The organism is Streptomyces sp. NBC_01232 (assembly GCF_035989885.1).
Lineage (GTDB): Bacteria > Actinomycetota > Actinomycetes > Streptomycetales > Streptomycetaceae > Streptomyces.
Window position 1 is genome coordinate 1138645 of sequence record NZ_CP108518.1, and the last position, 17166, is coordinate 1155810.

Genomic DNA, 17166 nt, shown 5'->3' on the forward strand with positions numbered 1-17166 from the left:
CCAACCGGAACGTGGCCGTCCCGCGCGGATGCCATGTCGCGCGGGAGGCCCGCGGCCGCTTTGGGGAGCGGCCGCGGGCCGTCTCGCATTCCGCCCCCGCCGCAACCGGGGGACGGACATCGGGGACGGACGCCGGGGGACGGACGCCGGGGCGGTGGTGGCGGCCGGGCGTCAGAACCGGGCGTGCGCGGTGATGTCCGCCTCGAACTCGCCGGTCATCGCCGGGGTCACCGTCGGCCGGCACTGCCGGACCGCCGCCAGATAGTCCGCGGTGGTCGCACCCAGCTGCGCGGCCGCCGCGCCCCGCGCGCCCACCGCCTCCAGGTCCCGCTCGAAGGACACCTGCGCCGCGATCCGCGCCGCGTGCTCGATGTCGGCCGGGGTGAACAGTTCGGTGGCCGCCACCAAGGCGTTCACGTCGACGTCCGCGCGGCCTGCCGTGTAGCGGGACCAGATCGCGGCTCGCGCACCGGCGTCCGGGGTGCCGATCGGGATCAGGTAGTCGAAGCGGCCGGGCCGCAGGAAGGCCGGGTCGAGTGAGCGGATGGAGTTGGTGGCGCACACCAGCAGCCGCTCGTCGCCCTCCCGGAAGCCCGGTATCAGCTTCAGCAGTTCGTTGGTCACGCCGTGGATCCCGCCGGGCTGCGCGGGCTCGGTGCGCACCGGCGCGATCTCCTCGACCTCGTCGATGAAGACGAGGACCCGCTCCAGCTCGGCGATCCGGGCGAAGGCGTCGCGCAGTGCGGCCGCCAGGTTGCCCTCGTCGGCGAGGCGGGAGGGCAGCAGTTCCACGAAGGGCCAGCCGAGCCGGGAGGCGATGGCCCGGGCGAAGGTGGTCTTGCCGGTGCCGGGCGGCCCGAAGAGGGTGATCGCGCGCGGCGGCCGCACCCCGTGGGAGGCGGCCCGCTCCGGTTCGGCGAGCGGCAGCACCACGCGCCGCTCGATGAGGTCCTTCTCCGTCTCCATGCCGGCGACCTTGGCCCACAGGTCATTGGGCAGGAAGCGGCCGCCGAGATCGTCGAGGAGGCCCGCGGCCGGTCCGTGCAGCGGCTCGGTCTTCTCGAAGTAGGCGACGGCCGGCTGCCGTGTGTAGCCGGCGTTGAGGAGGCCCTCGCCGAGCATGTCCTCCTCGGGCAGGACGTAGGCGATGCGGCCGACGCGGGCGGCGATGAGCCGTCGTTCCAGCTCGACGAGCAGGGCGCTGGCCAGGCCGCGGCCGCGCCAGCCCGCCGCGATGGCGATGCGCATCACCCAGGCCCGCTCCCCGGTGACGCAGGCGAGGGCCGCGCCGATGGGGACGCCCTGGTGGACGGCGACCACGCAGGGCTGACGGTCGGTCAGCGCGCTGATGCACTCGGCGAGCGAGAAGACGGACTCCTGGCCGAGTTCGGCCGTGGTGTCGATCAGATGGACCACCGCTGCGAGATCGCTCTCGCGGTAGTCGTGGATGAGCCAGTTCACCGGGTACCGCCCCTCGTTCGTGCTCCTGCGGTGAGGCTAGGGGCGGGCGGGCTCGACGATCACGCTCCGTGGTGCACAACAGGCGGTCCGGAAACCGTCCGTGGCGTCCATAGACTGGTGCTTTCCGCCGACGCCCCGCACCGAGGATCCGCGCACCTTCATGCCTTCCGACATATCTGCCATATCCGTTTCCCGGCGCCGGCGCGTCCCGGTGTGGCCGGTCCCCCTCGTGTGGACCCTGGTGCTCGGTCTGTGGGGGCTCTCCCGGCAGGACAGTGTGTGGCGGGACGAGGCGGCGACCTGGCAGGTGGCGGGGCGGTCGGCGTCCGAGATATGGGCGATGCTCGGGAACGTCGACGCCGTGCACGGCCTCTACTACCTGCTGATGCACGGCCTCTTCGAGGTCTTCGGGGCGAGCACGACGACGCTGCGGCTGCCGTCGGTGCTGGCCTTCTCGGCCGCCGCGGCGTGCGTGGCGCTGATCGGGGAGCGCCTGGCCGGCTTCTGGGCCGGGCTCGGCGGCGGTCTGGCCCTCGGGCTGCTGCCGGCGGTCCAGTTCTACCTCCAGGAGGGCCGGCCGTACGCGCTGGTCGCGGCGGGGGCCGCGTTCTCCACTCTGCTGCTGGTGTCGCTGGTGGAGCGCGGACCCGGACGGCGCGTCTGGCCGCGCTGGGCGGCGTACGGGACCGCCGTGCTGGTGTGCGCCCTGCTGAACTGGCTGTCCCTGCTGGTCCTGCCCGCGCACGCGGCGACCCTGGGGTGGGCGCGGGCCGGGCGCGGCGTGTGGCTGCGTTGGGCGGCGTACGCCTCGGGGGCGGTGGCGGGGGTGCTGCCGTTGATCCTGTTCAGCCGGGGCCAGTCCGACCAGGTGTCGTGGATACCGCCGTTGACCTGGCACATGCTGATCGGGCCGGGGATCCTCCTGGTGGCCGGCGGGCTGGGCGCGTGGGCGGAGCGGGCGGGCGGAGCGGGCCGCACGGGGCTCCCGGTGGCCGCGGTCGGTCTGCCGCTGCTGGCGGTGCCGCAGCTCGGGCTGATCGGGCTGTCCCTGGTGCAGCCGCTGTTCCTGGACCGGTACGTGCTGTTCAGCATGGTGGGTCTGGCCCTGCTGATCGGCGCCGCCCTGGGCTCCGCCGTACGGTCCTGCGCGCCCCGGTTCCCGAGGGCGGCGGGCCTGGTGGTGCCCGGGGTGGTCGGCGTCTCGCTGCTGGCCCTGCTGCCGGTGGAACTGGGCAAGCGGGCCCCGGCGAGCCGGATCGACGACGTCCTGGCGGTGGCCGGTGAGGTGGCCCGGCTGAAGCAGGACGGGGACGCGGTGCTGTTCGTCCCGGCCGCGCGGCGGGACACGGCGCTGGTGTCGCCCGGCGCGTTCACCGGCCTGTCCGACGTGGCGCTGGCCGAGTCCCCGGTGGCCTCGGCCACCCTGAAGGGCGAGGAGGCGGAGCCGGCGCGGATCCGTGCGGCGCTGCTCGGACAGCGGCGGGTGCTGCTGGTGACGGACGCGGCGAAGGTGGCCAAGGCCCCGTCTGCGGAGCGCGACAGGACCAAGGCGGCGGTGCTGCGCGAGCACTTCGCGGTGGTGGCGGACCGGCAGGTGCGGGGGCGCCGGGTGACGGTGTACGAGCGGCGCGCGTAGCGGGCGATCGGCTGCCGTCGTCCGACAAAAACGGGCCTGTCCGGTCATGTCCCGGGTTTCACAGGAGGTTCACCGAATTCACAGGAGATTCATACGGAACTCCAGCCTCCGGACATAGGTTCGGCGGGCAGGGTGGAAAACATGATCCATTCCACGCTCCCCCGAACGGCCCGGCGCACCCGTGCGCGGCGGGCGTCCCGGATCCTGCTCGCACTGGCCGCGATGGCCGCGTTGCTCGGCGTGGACGTGCCCGACGCCGCGGCCCGGCCGCCGCTCGGCGTCACCGCGCAGGCGCTGCCCGGAGCCACCGTGAACCGGGTCGGCGCACTGTTCGCGGGAGGGCAGGAGGGCGGCCATTTCTGCACGGCCGCCGTTGTGCACAGCGAGGACGGCGATGTGATCGCCACCGCCGCGCACTGTCTGGAGAACCCCGGCACGATCCTCTTCGCACCGGGCTACCGCGACGGAAGGGCCCCGTACGGCTTCTGGAAGCTCACCGGCACGCACGTCGCCCCGGGCTGGACGGACGGCCAGGACCCGGACGACGACATCGCCTTCGTGACGGTGGCCCCGGTGGACGGCGACGGCCCGGCCGGAGCCGTCGAGGACCTCGTGGGCGGCTTCCCGGTCGCCGCCGAACAGCCGGACGACGCCAAGGCGACGGTCATCGGATACCCGCGGACCCTGGAGGCCCCGCTGCGCTGCGCGAATGCGACCTCCCTGCTCTCCGGGACCCAGCGCCGGATCGACTGCCCGGACCTCACCGGCGGCACCAGCGGCAGCCCCTGGCTGGTCAACGGCGCGCTGGCCGGGGTCCTCGGGGGCTACGAGGGCGGCGGGAGCGTCCCGGAGATCTCCTACAGCGCGGTCCTGGGCGACCGGGCCCTGGAGCTGTACGAGGAGGCCCGCTCGTAGGACCCGGTCGTGGGCCGCGCTCGTAGGTCCCGGTCGTGGGCTCCGGTCGTAGGTCCCGGTCGTGGGCTCCGGTCGTAGGGGCGTTGTCGCAGGTCCGGTCGTGAGTCCGGCCGTGGCCCGACCTAGCGGGAGACCGGGATTCGTTCGGCCTCGGGCGCGGAGGGCTGGGCGGGGAGGCGGCCGGTCGACGGTCCGCTCGCGGTGGCCGACCTGATGTCCTGCATCCCCCGGCGCAGCCGGTCGCGCAGCAGCCGGCCGAGCGGGCGTTCCACGAAGCGGTGGATGAGCCAGGCGAGCAGCAGCATCCCGGCGATCACACCGATGACCAGCGGTACGGGTGCCACATCGCGGCGGAAGTGATGGATGAAGGTCAGTCCGGCCAGCATGTGGATCAGGTAGAGCGGGTACGTCAGCGCTCCCGCGTGCTGGAGCCAGCGCCACTGGACGCGGTCGAGCGAACCGAGGGCTATCGCCGCCATCAGGACGAAGCCCAGCGCGATGATCAGATGCGCGGGCCAGGCCGGCGTCTGACCGGTGGCCGCCCTGCCCAGGCTGGAGATCATCCGGGCGTGCACATGGTGCTGCGCGAGGAGGAACTGCACGCCGACGACGGCCCACAGGACGGCGTTCTGGCCGAAGCGGCGCATCAGGTAGAAGGCGATTCCGGCGATGAAGTAGGGGGACGAGGCCCCGGCCGCGAAGAAGGACAGCACACCGCTGTCGGCGGAGGGGGCCACGACACCGGCCAGGGTCCAGGCCGCACAGAACAGGACGCAGTTGCGGTAGGTCACGCCGCGCATGACCACCAGCGCGAACAGTACGTAGAACTTGAGCTCGACGAAGAGGGTCCAGTACGCGTCATCGATGTTCGGGACTCCGAGGCCGCCCTGCAGCATCGACAGGTTCACCACGACGTGGCTGAACGCCTTGACCTCCCTGACCTCGGGCCAGGTGAACAGCACGAGGGCGGTGAAGACCACGGCCACCCAGTAGGCGGGGAAGAGCCGGGAGATCCGGGACACCGCGAAGTCGCCCACGCTGCGGCCCCAGGCGCTCATGCAGATGACGAAGCCGCTGACCAGGAAGAAGATCTCGACGCCGAGCCAGCCGTAGACCGCGAACCGGTTGGCGATCGGGAAGATGTTCCGCGGCGGTTCGCCCCAGGCGCTCGCGAGGGCGAAGTAGTGGTAGAGGAGCACGCCGAGTGCGGCGAGGACCCGCACCCCGTCGAGGACCGCCAGGCGCCCGCCGGGGGCCGCTCCGGCAGACGTACGGCCCTTGCCGCCCGCCCGCGACTCTCCGGCTGAACTGCGCAAGCTCATCCCCCGACCGCCTCCTTGAATGTATGACTGTCCGACTACCGCTCAGGTCAGCGGAACCCTACAGCGCACATACGAGCAGCTCACAGCCCTGCCCAGAGGTACGAGGCGGTGCGCCCCGGTTTGTCGGGCGCACCCGGCCGGCTACTCCAAGAGCTCGGCGGGGGCGTCGAACCAGGTCGGCTCATCACGCAGGGCCCGGTGGATCCTGTCCAGGCCGAACGGATCCAGCGGCGGCAGTGCGTCCACCTCGAACCACGCCACTTCGAGGGATTCGTTGTCATTGGCCCGTGCCTCGCCGCCCGTCGCACGGCAGCGGAAGGTGATGTCCTGGAATTGGCAGATGTCACCGTTGGGATAGGTCATCGGGTCCGTCATCTGGACGAGCACCACGCGCTCGGCGACGCAGCGCACCGCCGTCTCCTCGTACACCTCGCGCACGGCGGTCTCGGCGGGCTGCTCCCCCGGCTCGGCGATCCCGCCGATCACTGCCCACTGCCCGGTGTCGGAGCGCCGGCCGAGCAGCACCCGGCCGAGTTCGTCGAAGACGATGGCCGTGACCCCCGGCAGCAGAAGCAGCTGGTGTCCGGCGCTGGCGCGGATCTGACGGATGAAATCGGGTGTGGTCATGCCCCGACCCTACGAGGCGACCGCCCCGGTACCGCCTCAGGCGTTCCGGCGCGAGCGGATCCGGCGGTACAGGAGCAGGCCGAGGCCGCCCGAGGCCAGCGCGATCAGTGCGTACTCGGGCAGCGGTCCGACGACCGTGGCCGGGGTGCTGCCCGAGCGCAGCGGGATCTCGGCGACGAGCGCGTCCGCGGTGAACATCTTCGTCTGCGAGACGACCTTGCCGTCGGGGCGGATGACGGCGCTGACCCCGCTGGTGACGGGGACGAGGACGGTCCGGCTGTGCTCGACGGCGCGGATCCGGTCCATGGCGAGCTGCTGGTAGGTCATCTGGGTCCGGCCGAAGGTGGCGTTGTTGCTCGGTACGGCGATCACCTGGGCGCCGGCCCGGACGGTGGAACGGACGGCGTCGTCGAAGGCGGCCTCGAAGCAGGTGACCATGCCGACACCGCTGCCGGCCATGTCGAAGACGCCGGGTTCCTTGCCGGGACCGAAGTCGCGGCGCACCCGGTCCACGTCGGAGCTGAAGAGGCGGACGACGGAGCGCATCGGGATCCGCTCGCCGAAGGGCTGGATCTTGCGCTTGTCGTAGGTCACGGTGGGGCCCTCGACCGGGTCCCAGAGGATCATCGTGTTGCGCAGCGGGCCGGTCTCCGGGGCCACCACGGCGCCGATGGCGACGGGCACGCCGATGGCCTTGACGGCCGTGTCGATGACGTCGTGGGCGTCGGGCTCCGCGTACGGGTCGAGGTCGGAGGAGTTCTCCGGCCAGACGACGAAGTCGGGCTTCGGGGCCCGCCCGGCCTTGACGTCCTCGGCGAGCTGGACCGTGCGCCTGGCGTGGTTGTCGAGGACGGCCCGGCGCTGGGAGTTGAAGTCGAGGCCGAGGCGGGGCACGTTGCCCTGGATGACGGCGACCACGGCGGTGCCGTCCTCGGCCGCGTCGGACACCAGGGGGCGGGCGGCGAGGCCGACGCCGATCGGGGCGGCGACGGTGAGCGCGGTCAGCGCGGCGGTGGTGCGGCCGGGGTGGCTGCGGGCGATGCGCAGGGCCTCGTAGAGACCGAATCCGCACAGGGCGACACCGAAGGAGAGCAGCGGGGTGCCGCCGAGGGCGACGAGCGGGGTGAAGACGCCGTCGGCCTGCCCGAAGGCGAGCTTGCCCCAGGGGAATCCGCCGAAGGGGGCCCGGGCCCGAAGCGCCTCGCCCGCGACCCAGACGGCGGCGGCGAACAGCGGCCAGGCCCGGAGCCGGCTGACCAGGGCGATACCGAGGCCGGTGAGGCCGACGAAAAGGGCTTCGAGGGTGCTCAGCGCCAGCCAGGGCACCGGGCCGACCTCCTCACCCGTCCAGACGAGCAGCGGCAGCAGGTAGCCGAGTCCGGCGAGCAGCCCGAGGCCGAAGCCCGCCCGGGCGCGGCGGCCGTGCAGGCACCCGGCGAGCAGCGCGAGGGCGAGGGGGGCCAGCCACCACAGCGGGCGGGGCGGGAAGCTGAGGTAGAGCAGCACGCCGGAGAGGGCGGCGAGCACGGCACGCAGCAGCAGGAACCCCTTCCGCTGCGCGGCGGACCGGGCGGTGGCGGCGGGCACGGCCGCGCCGGCCGGGGGCCGGTCGGCGGACTGCGAGGGCTCGTTCCCGGTCGCGCGGGTGACACTGCTGCTCATCTGGCGGAGTGTACGTCCCCGCGCCTCGCGGACCCGTAAGCGCCCGGCCGGGTCACCGGGACGGACGGCTCACGCCGGCCGTCCTCGCGCGACGCGGCGCCGGGGCGAGGTTCCGTTTTCGCCGCGGCCGGGTGCCTTGTGCGCCGCGGCCGGGTGACGCGGCCCCGTACCGACACCCAGTGCTGACGCCTTGCCCGCGTGCCGTCCGCTTCCCAGCGGGCGAACCGCTCGTAAGACGGTCTGCCACGGCCCGTACCGCTCGGGCAGGTCACGCCACGGAGCCCCGGTCCGCAAACGCCACAGCACACCATCGACCACCTGCCGGTGATCACGCCACGGCCGACCACGCCCGTCCACCTGCGGCAACAAGGGCTCCATCCACTCCCACACCACCTCCGTCAACCCACCTCGACCCGCCACAAGATCATTTTGGCCTTAGCATGGGCACGCCATCCCCCCGTGCCGTGTCCAGCCGACGGAAGACACCCATGCGCCTCCAGCGGATATCCGCCGCGACCGCGGCCCTCGCCGCGCTCACCAGCCTCGCCACCGCCTGCGAGGACTCCCCCAAGCCGGGCTCGCCCGCCGCGAGCCCTTCCGCGAGCGCTCTGGGCGCCGCCCCCGCCTCCCCCACGGCCGCCGGCGCCGCGCCCGCCACGCTGGCCGGGGCGCAGGCCCACGTACAGCAGTACACGTCCTGCGAGAACCTCAGCACCGACCCGAACGACAGCCGGGTGCCGCTGAGCGGGTTCATCGGCGCCGGGGACTGGGGCATCACGGAGCGCGGCGTCTGCACGGACAAGAAGGCGCGGGGCGAGATCGTCCTCTTCCTGACCCCGGACATGAAGGCCTTCCAGCAGGCCGCCAAGGACCACACCGCGAAGCTGCTCGCCGAGGGCCGGAACGACACCGACCTCGCCAGCCGCACGGTCGTGGGCAAGACCTTCGCCCTGACCGCGCTCAAGACCGCCACCGCCGTGTCCCTGGTCGACCCGCCCAACTCCGACCTGCGCATCCTCAGCTGCAACCCCGACGTCTTCGTCCCGGAGGGGTTCAAGAAGGAGAAGGCCCTGGTCGAGGGCTGCTTCCTCACCGACTACGTCAACAGCCCCGACGGCCAGGGCAGCCCCCACCGCGGGGCGGTCCGCGACCCCTCCACCGAGGGAGCCGCGAAGACGGGCCAGCCGTCCACCGGCAGCCCGGGTCTGCCGAGCGCCGGCAGCATCGCCGAGCTGAAGAAGCTCGTCAGCCCGCACACGGTCGACTGCACGAGCATGGAGGTCACCGACGAGCCGGTACAGTCGATCGACTACATGCCGGTCGTCGACGGCCCCGCGAGCGCTTGGGGCGTCAAGCAGCGAGCGGTCTGCGGCCAGCTCGGCGGGGAGCAGCGCGCGCACAACCTGAACTGGCTGGACACCGTCTCCGACATGAAGACCCTCCAGACCAAGGCCAAGGCGGCGCAGCTGGCCGACCTGAAGGACGACGGGCGCCTCAAGGCCACTGCGAGCAAGCTGCTGGTCGGCACGAACATCGCCGTGGAGACCAACAACGCGAACGTCCGCCGCGGGCTGTACCAGCTCCAGTTCCTGTACCTGAACTGCGAGACCGGCTTCACCGCGCCGCCGGCCGGCTACCGGCTGGAGAAGGCCCAGGTCGAGGGCTGCGTCCTGACCAACTACGAGCGCCCGAGCTGACACACGGCCGCCACCTCCGTCAACCCACCTCGACCTGCCACAAGATCAATTATCAGACAGGCCTTAGGCCCTAGCGGGCGAGGGTGCGCAGGTGGGTGCGGATGACGCGGACGGCGTTCTCGGCGTCGTCGACGGTGACGGTGAACCGTTTGCCGTCGTCGAGTGTGAGGGCGACTCCCTCGCCGCGGCGGACGATGATCGCGGTTCCCTTCTCGGGGCGCCAGCGGTGGCCCCAGCCTCCCCATTGCTGCGGGGTGATGCTGGGGACGAATTCGGCGGAGGCCACGTGCGCGAGCCGGATCCTGCGGCGGGGCACCCCTATGTGGCCGCAGCGCACTTCCAGGGCCTCGGCGTCGATGGTGACGGCGACGTGCACGAAGGCCAGGGTGCCGTAGAGGATGAGCAGCCCGACGGCGAGACAGCCGATCACGGACATGAGGAGCGGGATGATGCCGGCGGTCCAGGCGTAGTCGACGGCGAGTTCGATGCCGAGCGCCAGACAGGCGGCACCGGCGGCTGCCAGCAGCCACTGCGCGCGGTTGGAGGCCCGGCCCGCCCAGAGCGGACCCGGAGGGTGACCCGTCATGAGTAGCAGCGTACTCACGTTCCTCTTGCCCGCCACTGACTCTCGCCCACTCGGCTCCGCAGGGCCGGCGCCCCGCCTCACGGCAGCAGGCGGACGAGCGCGTCGCGCACGGCCGGGCGGCTGCCCGTCATGAAGCGGTGCAGACTCCGGGAGCCGAAGGCGACGCGCTGGGCACTGCGGCGGCGCTCCTTGTCGTACGCGCGCAGGGCGCCGGGCAGCCCGGCCGGTCCGGCGGCGGCGACGGCGCGGCTCAGGGCCTCGGCGTCGAGGAGGGCGGTGCAGGCCCCCTGGCCGAGGTTGGGTGTCATGGCGTGGGCGGCGTCGCCGACGAGGGCGATCCGGCCGTCGGCGACGAAGGCGGGGAGCGCGGGGTGGAGGTGTCGCATCTCGTACCGGATCCAGGTCGCGGGGTCTGTCTCGGCCAGGACGCGCGGGATGGGGTCGTGCCAGCCGGCGAAGGCCTCCCGTACTTCCTGGGCGGTGGTGGCCTCGGGAACGGTGGCGTACCAGTTGGTGCGGCCGGGCTCGACGGGGGTCATGCCGAAGAAGCGGCCCGCGCCCCAGGTCTCGCCGTACAGGCCGGTCTCGAATCCGGCGATGCCGATCCAGGCGACCGTGCCGATCGGGCGCGGACCGCAGGCGCTGCCGAAGTGCGCCGTACGGACCGCGCTGTTGATGCCGTCGGCGCCGACGACCAGGTCGGCGGTGAGTGCTCCTGGGTCGGTGAGGTGCCGTCCGTGGGCGATCCGTACCCCGCCGAGCCGCTCCAGGGCGTCGAGCAGCGCGTCGAGCAGGTGGGGGCGGGAGATGAGCAGCTCGGGCCGGCCCGCCCTGCGCTCTATCCGTTCGAGCGGGAGGGCGGCCAGGATCTTGCCGTCGGGGCGTCGGATGCCGGCACCCCGGTACGGCACGGCCCGCGCCCGCAGCGCGTCGCCGAGACCGAGCCGGTCGAGCGCGGACTGGGCGGTGGGGTGGATCCCGAAGGCGGTTCCGTAGCGTTCGGGCACGGTCCGCCGTTCGAGGACGGTCACCTCCCAGCCAGCGCGGCGCAGACCGATGGCGGTGGCGAGTCCGCCGACCCCCGCGCCGACGACCACGGCCGTGCCCGTACCGCCGCCCGTACCGCCGCCCTGCCCATGCCCCGGTCCCCTCAGGGTCCCGCTCATGGCCTGCCCCCTTTGCCGTTGCCGCACGTCCACGACCACCACAGCCGTGGTACTACACTTGTGGTACCACGGCTGTGGTTAAGCTGGCAACGTGAATCAGGACCGGAGGGACCGGCTGCGGGACGCGGCCATCGCCGTACTGGCGGAAGCGGGCGGGCGCGGGCTGACGCACCGGGCCGTCGACGCGGCCGCCGGCGTGCCGACCGGCACCGCCAAGAACTACTTCCCGACCCGCGACGCCCTGCTGCGGGGCGCGGCCGAACGCTGCGAGGAGCAGTACCGGGCGCTGGCCGCGGCCCTGGCGGGACCCGGGGACGGGCCCGGGCGCGAAAATGTTCCCGGGTACGGCCCGGGGACCGGGCCCGGGCAGGGGCGCGGAGACGGGCCCGGGCCCTGGCCCGCCGACGCCGCACAGCTCGCGGCGCTGCTCGCCGGCCTCCTCCGGAACGTGGCCGGACCCGGACGCCCCCGCGTACTGGCCGTCCTGGAGCTCCAGGCCGAGGCGACGCGGCGCCCGTGGCTGGCCGCCCTGCTGGACCCGGTCGCCGCGGCGGACTTCACGGCGCACGCGCACCTGCTGCGCGCGGCCGGCCTGAAGGCCGGGCCGGAGCGGGCCCGCGCCCTGACCCTCGCCCTGCACGGCGCCATCACCCACCTGCTGACCGGCGCACCCGCCACCCTGGCGGCGGCCGGCCTGGACGACCTGGACCGCTTCGCGCGCGAACTGCTGGCGGCCGTTTGCGAGGAGGAGACCCCGTGACGCCCGTGACGCCCGTGACGCCCGCGATCAGCCGGTCGGACCGGGAGGTGGGAGCCGTCCTCGGCTCGGCGGCGGGCGACGCGCTGGGCGCACCCTACGAGTTCGGGGCGGCGGGGGAACTGACCGCCCGCGGAGCGGAGATGGCCGGGGGCGGCGGCTGGGACCCCGGCGAGGCGACGGACGACACGCAGATGGCCGTCCTGGTCGGGGAATCCCTGCTGGAGTGCGGCGGCCTCGAACTCGCGGACGTCTTCGGCCGGTTCCAGCGGTGGGCGGCCGGGCACCCCAAGGACATCGGGCTGCAGACCGAGGACGTACTCACCAACGGCGAGCCCTGGGACTCCGCCGCGGCCCTGCACTTCCAGATCAACGCACGGGCCGCCGGCAACGGTTCCCTGATGCGGTCGGCCACCTCGGCGGTCTATTTCGCCCCCGCCGGGCAGCGGGGGACCATGGACGCCGCCCGGCGGATCGCGGCGCTCACGCACGGCGACCGGGCCGCCTGGGAGGGCACCGCGATCCTGCACGAGCTCGTCCGCGTCACCCTGGAGGGAGCCGACCCGCTGGCCGCCCTCCCCGCGACCCTCGCCGCGGTGCACCCGGACCACCGCGAGCGCTACGGCCGCGTGCTCGCCCCCGACTGGCATCCGGGGCTGGCCACCGAGTTCAACGGGGCGGTGTGGCCCTGCCTGGGCTCGGCGGTGTGGGCGCTGCGGACCACCACCGGCTTCGCGCAGGCCGTACGGGCCGCCGTGGACCTGGGCGGCGACACCGACACGGTGGCCGCGGTGACGGGGATCCTGGCCGGCGCCCGGTACGGACGGGCCGCGGTGCCCGGGCACTGGACGGCGTCGCTGCACGTGCCGCTGCCCGGGTTCGGGGACCGGGTCCTGGACGCGGACGACCTGTGCACGCTGGCTCAGCGGCTCGCGGCGGCCGGCTCCCGCTGAAGGTCCAGGCACCTCCCCCGGAAGGCCGCGCGCAGCCGCCGGTCGTGGGTGACCAGGACCAGGATGCCGCCGAAGTGGGCGAGGGCGGCCTCCAGTTCCTCCACCACGGCCGGGGCCAGGTGGTTCGTCGGCTCGTCCAGCAGCAGCAGGTCGAGCGGCCGCGCCACCAGCCTGGCCAGCTCCAGCTTGCGGCGCTGGCCGGCCGAGAGGAGGCCCACCGGGCGGGTCAGATCGTCCGGCGCGAGCAGACCGTACCCGGCCACCCGGTCGGCGTGCTCCTCGCCGAACACCTCTACGACGGACCGCGGTTCGCCCTCCCAGGGATCGTCCTGCCGCAGCAGCCCCACGCGCGGAGGCGTCCGTACGCCGCCCCGAGCGGGCTCCAGTTCACCCGCGAGCATGTGCAACAGCGTCGACTTCCCGGAGCCGTTGGGTCCGGTCACCAGGAGCCGCTCGCCCGGCGTGAGCGTGAGCGAGACGGGTGCGAGACGGCCCGGCAGGGCCGCGCCCTCGATCTCCACCGCCCCCGCCGAGCCCTTGCTGAACCGGCCGGTGAAGACGAGCGGGCGCGGCGGCGGCGGCACCGGGTTCTCGGTCAGCCGGTGCAGCCGTTCGCGTGCGGTGCGGATGCGGCTCGCGGCGCCGTGGGTCCGGGAGCGGGCGCGGAAGGCACCCGCACCGCTGAAGCCGCGCGGCAGCTTGCGCGGGATCGCGGCGAACCGGCCGATGTTGGTGTCGGCGAGCCGCTCGGCATCGCGGACGTCCTCGCGCCACTGCTCGTACTCGCGCTCCCGGCGGGCCCGTTCGGCGGCGCGGGCCGTGAGGTACCCCGCGTACCCGTTGCCGTAGCGGCGTACTGTCCGGCGGTCCTGGTCCACTTCGAGGACGGCGGTCGTGACGCGGTCGAGGAAGAGCCGGTCGTGGGTGACGGCAACGACGGTGCCGCGATGGGCGAGCAGATGCGCCTCCAGCCAGGCGACCGCCTCGTCGTCGAGGTCGTTGGTGGGTTCGTCGAGCAGCAGCAGTTCCGGTTCGGCGGCTAGGACCGCGGCGAGCGCGAGCCGGGAGCGCTGACCGCCGGACAAGGTGCCGAGCCGGCGGTCCGGGTCGAGCTCGGCGCGTTCGCCCAGCCGGCGCAGGGTGGTCCTGACGCGCCGTTCGGCATCGCGTCCGCCGCGCGACTCGTAGGCGGCCAGGAGGTCCCCGTAGGCGAGGAGCTCCTCGGGGCCGGCCCGGTGGAGGAGTGACTCGGCGGCGCGGATCCGGTGCTCCAGGACGCGCAGGTCCGCGAGGGCGAGGTCGATCGCCTCGCCGACGCGGGCGGCCGGCGGGAGTTCGAGGGTCTGCGCGAGGTGCCCGAGACCGCCCGGGGCGGTGACGGTGACCTCGCCGTGGTCAGGACGCTCCTGTCCGGCGAGGAGCCTGAGCAGGGTGGACTTGCCGGAACCGTTGTCGCCGACGACGCCGACCCGCTCGCCGGGCCGGACCGTACAGCTGACGCGGTCCAGGACGACGCGGGTGTCGTAGCTCTTGGTGACCTCGGACAGGACGATCCGGGTGGTGGCGAGTGGAGCACGCAAGGGCGATTCCCTTCGATAACACGAGACGGACCGTCCCGTCTCGTTACACGCCCGAGCATAGACCGGGTCCGGATCGCATGCAAGACGATCCGTCTCGTCAGAGCTGAAGGTCGGTCGGGGGCGGCCGAGACCGCCGGGATCAGCCGGCCGTCGGTCAGCCGACGGGCGCGCCCCGGCCCGCGAGCAGCCGGCCCTCGGCGTACGCGAGCGCGGCGGCGGGCAGCGTTCCCTCGCGCCCGCTGCGCAGGACGGTCAGTCCGCCCGTGCGGGGCAGGCCCGGCTCGGGGCGCAGACCCAGGCGGCGCAGGGCCTGGACAGCGACGGGCTCGGCGGAACCGTGGTAGACGAGCTCCGCCCCCCGGGTTCGCGCGGCGAGGGCGGCGCGGATGGCGCTCTCCACCAGCTCGTAGTGGGTGCAGCCCAGCACCACGTCGGTCACGTCGACAGGGGTCAGCGCGGCGGCCGCGGCGACGGCGGCCGCGACGGCGGCGTCGTCGGCCGCCTCCACCGCATCGGCGAGTCCGGGGCAGGGCACTTCGGTGACTCTGGCGCCGGTGGCGAAGTCGCGGATCAGCCCGCGCTGGTAGGGGCTGCCGGTGGTGGCGGGAGTGGCCCAGATGGCCAGCCGGCCGCCGGCGGCGGCCGCGGGCTTGATCGCAGGTACGGTCCCGATGACCGGGACGGCAGGCTCCAGCTCCGCCCGTACGGCGTCCAGGGCGTGCACGGTCGCGGTGTTGCAGGCGACGATCAGCGCGTCCGGGCGGTGCGCGGCGGCGGCCCGGGCGACGGCGAGGGCCCGCCGGGTGAGGTCGGCGGGGGTCCGCGGGCCCCACGGCATGCCGTCGGGGTCCGAGGACACGACCAGATCGGCGTCCGGCCGCAGCCGCCGCACCGCCGCGGCCGCCGCGAGGAGGCCGATTCCGGAGTCCATGAGCGCGATCTTCACCCGGCCACCTTAGTCGACACCCGCCCGGCCGGAGCTCCTCCTCGACAACACCCGCAGGCAACCGGAGCCACCGCGCCGGAACCGCGAGGGCGGTCCGACCCCGGACCGGGAAGCCGCACACCCGCGCGGGAGACCCGCCGCACCTGGGCCGGTACGGGGCCCACGCCCGGGCCGGGAGACCTGCGACATCGGTCCCCTACGGCCCCACACCCGGCCGGGAGACGCACGGCACCGGGGCCCGTACGCCCCCGGCGGCACCGGGACCCCGGGACCACCGCACCCCGCACCCCGCACCCCGCACCCCGCACCGGACACCCACCACCCCGGCGTCGGAGGACGCGCGGCGCCGGGCCCGCGCGCCCCAGCGGCACCGCGACCCCGAGACCACCGCACCCCGCACCCCGCACCCCGCACCCCGCACCGGACACCCACCGCCCCGGGGCCGGGAACACCCGTCACACCCGGGCCGGGAGGCCCGCCGCACCCGGGGTGCGTGGATGCGCGACACGTCCGCCGGGGCCCGGCACACTGCCGCCATGGGCCTCATCACCGCCGCCTGCGCGGCCTACGCCTCCCTCGCCGCCTGGCTCTGGCTCACCTTCGCCCAGGGCATGTTCTGGCGGACCGACGTCCGCCTTCCGCCGCGCACGGCCCCCGCCCACTGGCCGTCCGTCGCGATCGTCGTCCCGGCCAGGGACGAGGCCGAGGTGCTGCCCCGGAGCCTGCCCTCCCTGATCGCGCAGGACTATCCCGGCGAGGCCGAGGTCATCCTCGTCGACGACGGCAGCACGGACGGCACGGGCGAACTTGCCCGTGCGCTCGCCCGCGAGCACCCGGGGCTCCCGCTCACCGTCGTCTCCCCCGGCGACCCCCCGCCCGGCTGGACCGGCAAGCTCTGGGCGCTCCGGCACGGCATCGGGATCGCCCGCACCGCGCACGCGACGGAGCCCGACTTCCTCCTGCTCACCGATGCCGACATCGCGCACGAACCAGACAGTCTGCGCGAATTGGTCGCCGCCGCGACCTCCGCGGACCTCGACCTGGTCTCCCTCATGGCCCGCCTGCGGGTGGCCGGCACGTGGGAGCGGCTCGTCGTACCGGCCTTCGTCTACTTCTTCGCCCAGCTCTATCCCTTCCGCCGGATCAACCGGCCCTCCGCCCGGACCGCGGCCGCCGCCGGCGGCTGCGTGCTGCTGCGCACCGGGGCCGCCGTGCGGGCCGGCGTTCCCGACTCCATCCGCCAGGCGGTCATCGACGACGTCTCGCTCGCCCGCGCGGTGCACAACTCCGGCGGCCGGATCTGGCTGGGACTGGCGGACCGGGTGGACAGCGTGCGCCCGTACCCCGCGCTCGCGGACCTGTGGCGGATGGTCTCCCGCAGCGCCTACGCCCAACTGCGCCACCGGCCCCTGCTGCTGGCCGGCACGGTCGCCGGGCTCGTGCTGGTCTACCTCGTGCCCCCGGCGGCCCTGTCGGCGGGTCTCGCGACCGGGCATCCGGCCATCGCGTGGGCGGGCGGTTCGGCGTGGCTGCTGATGGCGGGCACCTACCTGCCGATGCTCCGGTACTACCGCCAGTCCCCCGCGCTCGCTCCGCTGCTTCCGTTCACGGCGCTGCTGTACCTCCTGATGACCGTCGACTCGGCGGTTCAGCACTACCGGGGCCGCGGGGCCGCCTGGAAGGGCCGTACCTACGCCCGTCCCAGTGACGCCTGAAACGACGAACTACTGCCTGAAGCACCGTCATCCGAGGTCACCGCGTTGTGACGCTGCGTCAGTACGAAGTCGGTGCAACAGCCAACCGGAGAGTACGAGTAGGAACAAGGTGGGACGGAAGTGGTGAATCGTGCACGTGAACG

At 73.8% G+C, this 17166-nt stretch carries 14 protein-coding genes and 1 pseudogene; 6 read left to right on the top strand and 9 right to left on the bottom strand.

Going from position 1 to position 17166, the window contains the following annotated elements; genetic code table 11:
• Window positions 1–171: 171 nt before the first annotated feature.
• Window positions 172–1461 (bottom strand): ATP-binding protein, encoded by a 1290-nt coding sequence (locus OG444_RS05555; protein ID WP_327261054.1) that lies wholly within the window; start codon window positions 1459–1461, stop codon window positions 172–174.
• Between the two features lie 160 nt (window positions 1462–1621).
• On the opposite strand from OG444_RS05555, the gene OG444_RS05560 reads away from it, so the two are divergent.
• Window positions 1622–3097 carry a hypothetical protein gene (locus tag OG444_RS05560; RefSeq protein ID WP_327261055.1) on the top strand — a complete coding sequence of 492 codons (1476 nt, stop codon included), beginning with the start codon at window positions 1622–1624 and terminating at the stop codon, window positions 3095–3097.
• Window positions 3098–3238: 141 nt separating this feature from the next.
• Window positions 3239–4012 carry a trypsin-like serine peptidase gene (locus tag OG444_RS05565; protein ID WP_327261056.1) on the top strand — a complete coding sequence of 258 codons (774 nt, stop codon included), beginning with the start codon at window positions 3239–3241 and terminating at the stop codon, window positions 4010–4012.
• A 122-nt stretch (window positions 4013–4134) separates the two neighbouring features.
• Here OG444_RS05565 and OG444_RS05570 read toward each other — a convergent pair whose 3' ends face one another.
• From OG444_RS05570 to OG444_RS40740, 4 genes and pseudogenes are all read right to left on the bottom strand, one after another.
• Entirely contained in the window at window positions 4135–5334 is a 1200-nt protein-coding gene (locus tag OG444_RS05570; RefSeq protein ID WP_327261057.1) for an acyltransferase family protein, read from the bottom strand.
• A gap of 141 nt (window positions 5335–5475) precedes the next feature.
• Window positions 5476–5961, bottom strand: coding sequence for an NUDIX hydrolase (locus OG444_RS05575; RefSeq protein ID WP_327261058.1), 486 nt, complete (start codon window positions 5959–5961; stop codon window positions 5476–5478).
• Between the two features lie 36 nt (window positions 5962–5997).
• Entirely contained in the window at window positions 5998–7623 is a 1626-nt protein-coding gene (gene lnt, locus OG444_RS05580; RefSeq protein WP_327261059.1) for an apolipoprotein N-acyltransferase, read from the bottom strand.
• Window positions 7624–7787: 164 nt separating this feature from the next.
• A pseudogene (locus OG444_RS40740) lies at window positions 7788–8043 on the bottom strand (transposase); the annotation flags it as partial.
• Window positions 8044–8111: 68 nt separating this feature from the next.
• Here OG444_RS40740 and OG444_RS05590 point away from each other — a divergent pair.
• On the top strand, window positions 8112–9320 hold the full coding sequence (locus OG444_RS05590; protein ID WP_327261060.1) for a hypothetical protein: 1209 nt from the start codon (window positions 8112–8114) through the stop codon (window positions 9318–9320).
• A 70-nt stretch (window positions 9321–9390) separates the two neighbouring features.
• Here the strand turns inward: OG444_RS05590 and OG444_RS05595 are convergent, their stop codons facing one another.
• Both OG444_RS05595 and OG444_RS05600 read right to left on the bottom strand, forming a co-directional pair.
• Entirely contained in the window at window positions 9391–9906 is a 516-nt protein-coding gene (locus OG444_RS05595) for a hypothetical protein (protein WP_327261061.1), read from the bottom strand.
• Between the two features lie 77 nt (window positions 9907–9983).
• Window positions 9984–11072, bottom strand: a complete 1089-nt coding sequence (locus OG444_RS05600) for an FAD-dependent oxidoreductase (RefSeq protein WP_327261062.1) — start codon at window positions 11070–11072, stop codon at window positions 9984–9986.
• A 91-nt stretch (window positions 11073–11163) separates the two neighbouring features.
• Between OG444_RS05600 and OG444_RS05605 the strand changes: the two genes are divergently transcribed.
• Together OG444_RS05605 and OG444_RS05610 are read left to right on the top strand one after the other, a co-directional pair.
• Window positions 11164–11832, top strand: a complete 669-nt coding sequence (locus tag OG444_RS05605; RefSeq protein WP_327261063.1) for a TetR/AcrR family transcriptional regulator — start codon at window positions 11164–11166, stop codon at window positions 11830–11832.
• Window positions 11829–12782, top strand: coding sequence for an ADP-ribosylglycohydrolase family protein (locus OG444_RS05610; RefSeq protein ID WP_442810455.1), 954 nt, complete (start codon window positions 11829–11831; stop codon window positions 12780–12782). The genes OG444_RS05605 and OG444_RS05610 overlap by 4 nt, the downstream gene beginning before the upstream one ends.
• On the opposite strand, the gene OG444_RS05615 is transcribed toward OG444_RS05610, so the two are convergent.
• Window positions 12752–14362, bottom strand: coding sequence for an ATP-binding cassette domain-containing protein (locus tag OG444_RS05615; RefSeq protein WP_327261064.1), 1611 nt, complete (start codon window positions 14360–14362; stop codon window positions 12752–12754). The genes OG444_RS05610 and OG444_RS05615 overlap by 31 nt on opposite strands.
• 154 nt (window positions 14363–14516) lie before the next feature.
• Complete coding sequence (locus OG444_RS05620) at window positions 14517–15308, bottom strand: glutamate racemase (RefSeq protein ID WP_327261065.1); 792 nt, start codon at window positions 15306–15308, stop codon at window positions 14517–14519.
• Window positions 15309–15844: 536 nt separating this feature from the next.
• On the opposite strand from OG444_RS05620, the gene OG444_RS05625 reads away from it, so the two are divergent.
• Window positions 15845–17023, top strand: a complete 1179-nt coding sequence (locus OG444_RS05625; RefSeq protein WP_327266667.1) for a glycosyltransferase — start codon at window positions 15845–15847, stop codon at window positions 17021–17023.
• Window positions 17024–17166: the final 143 nt, after the last annotated feature.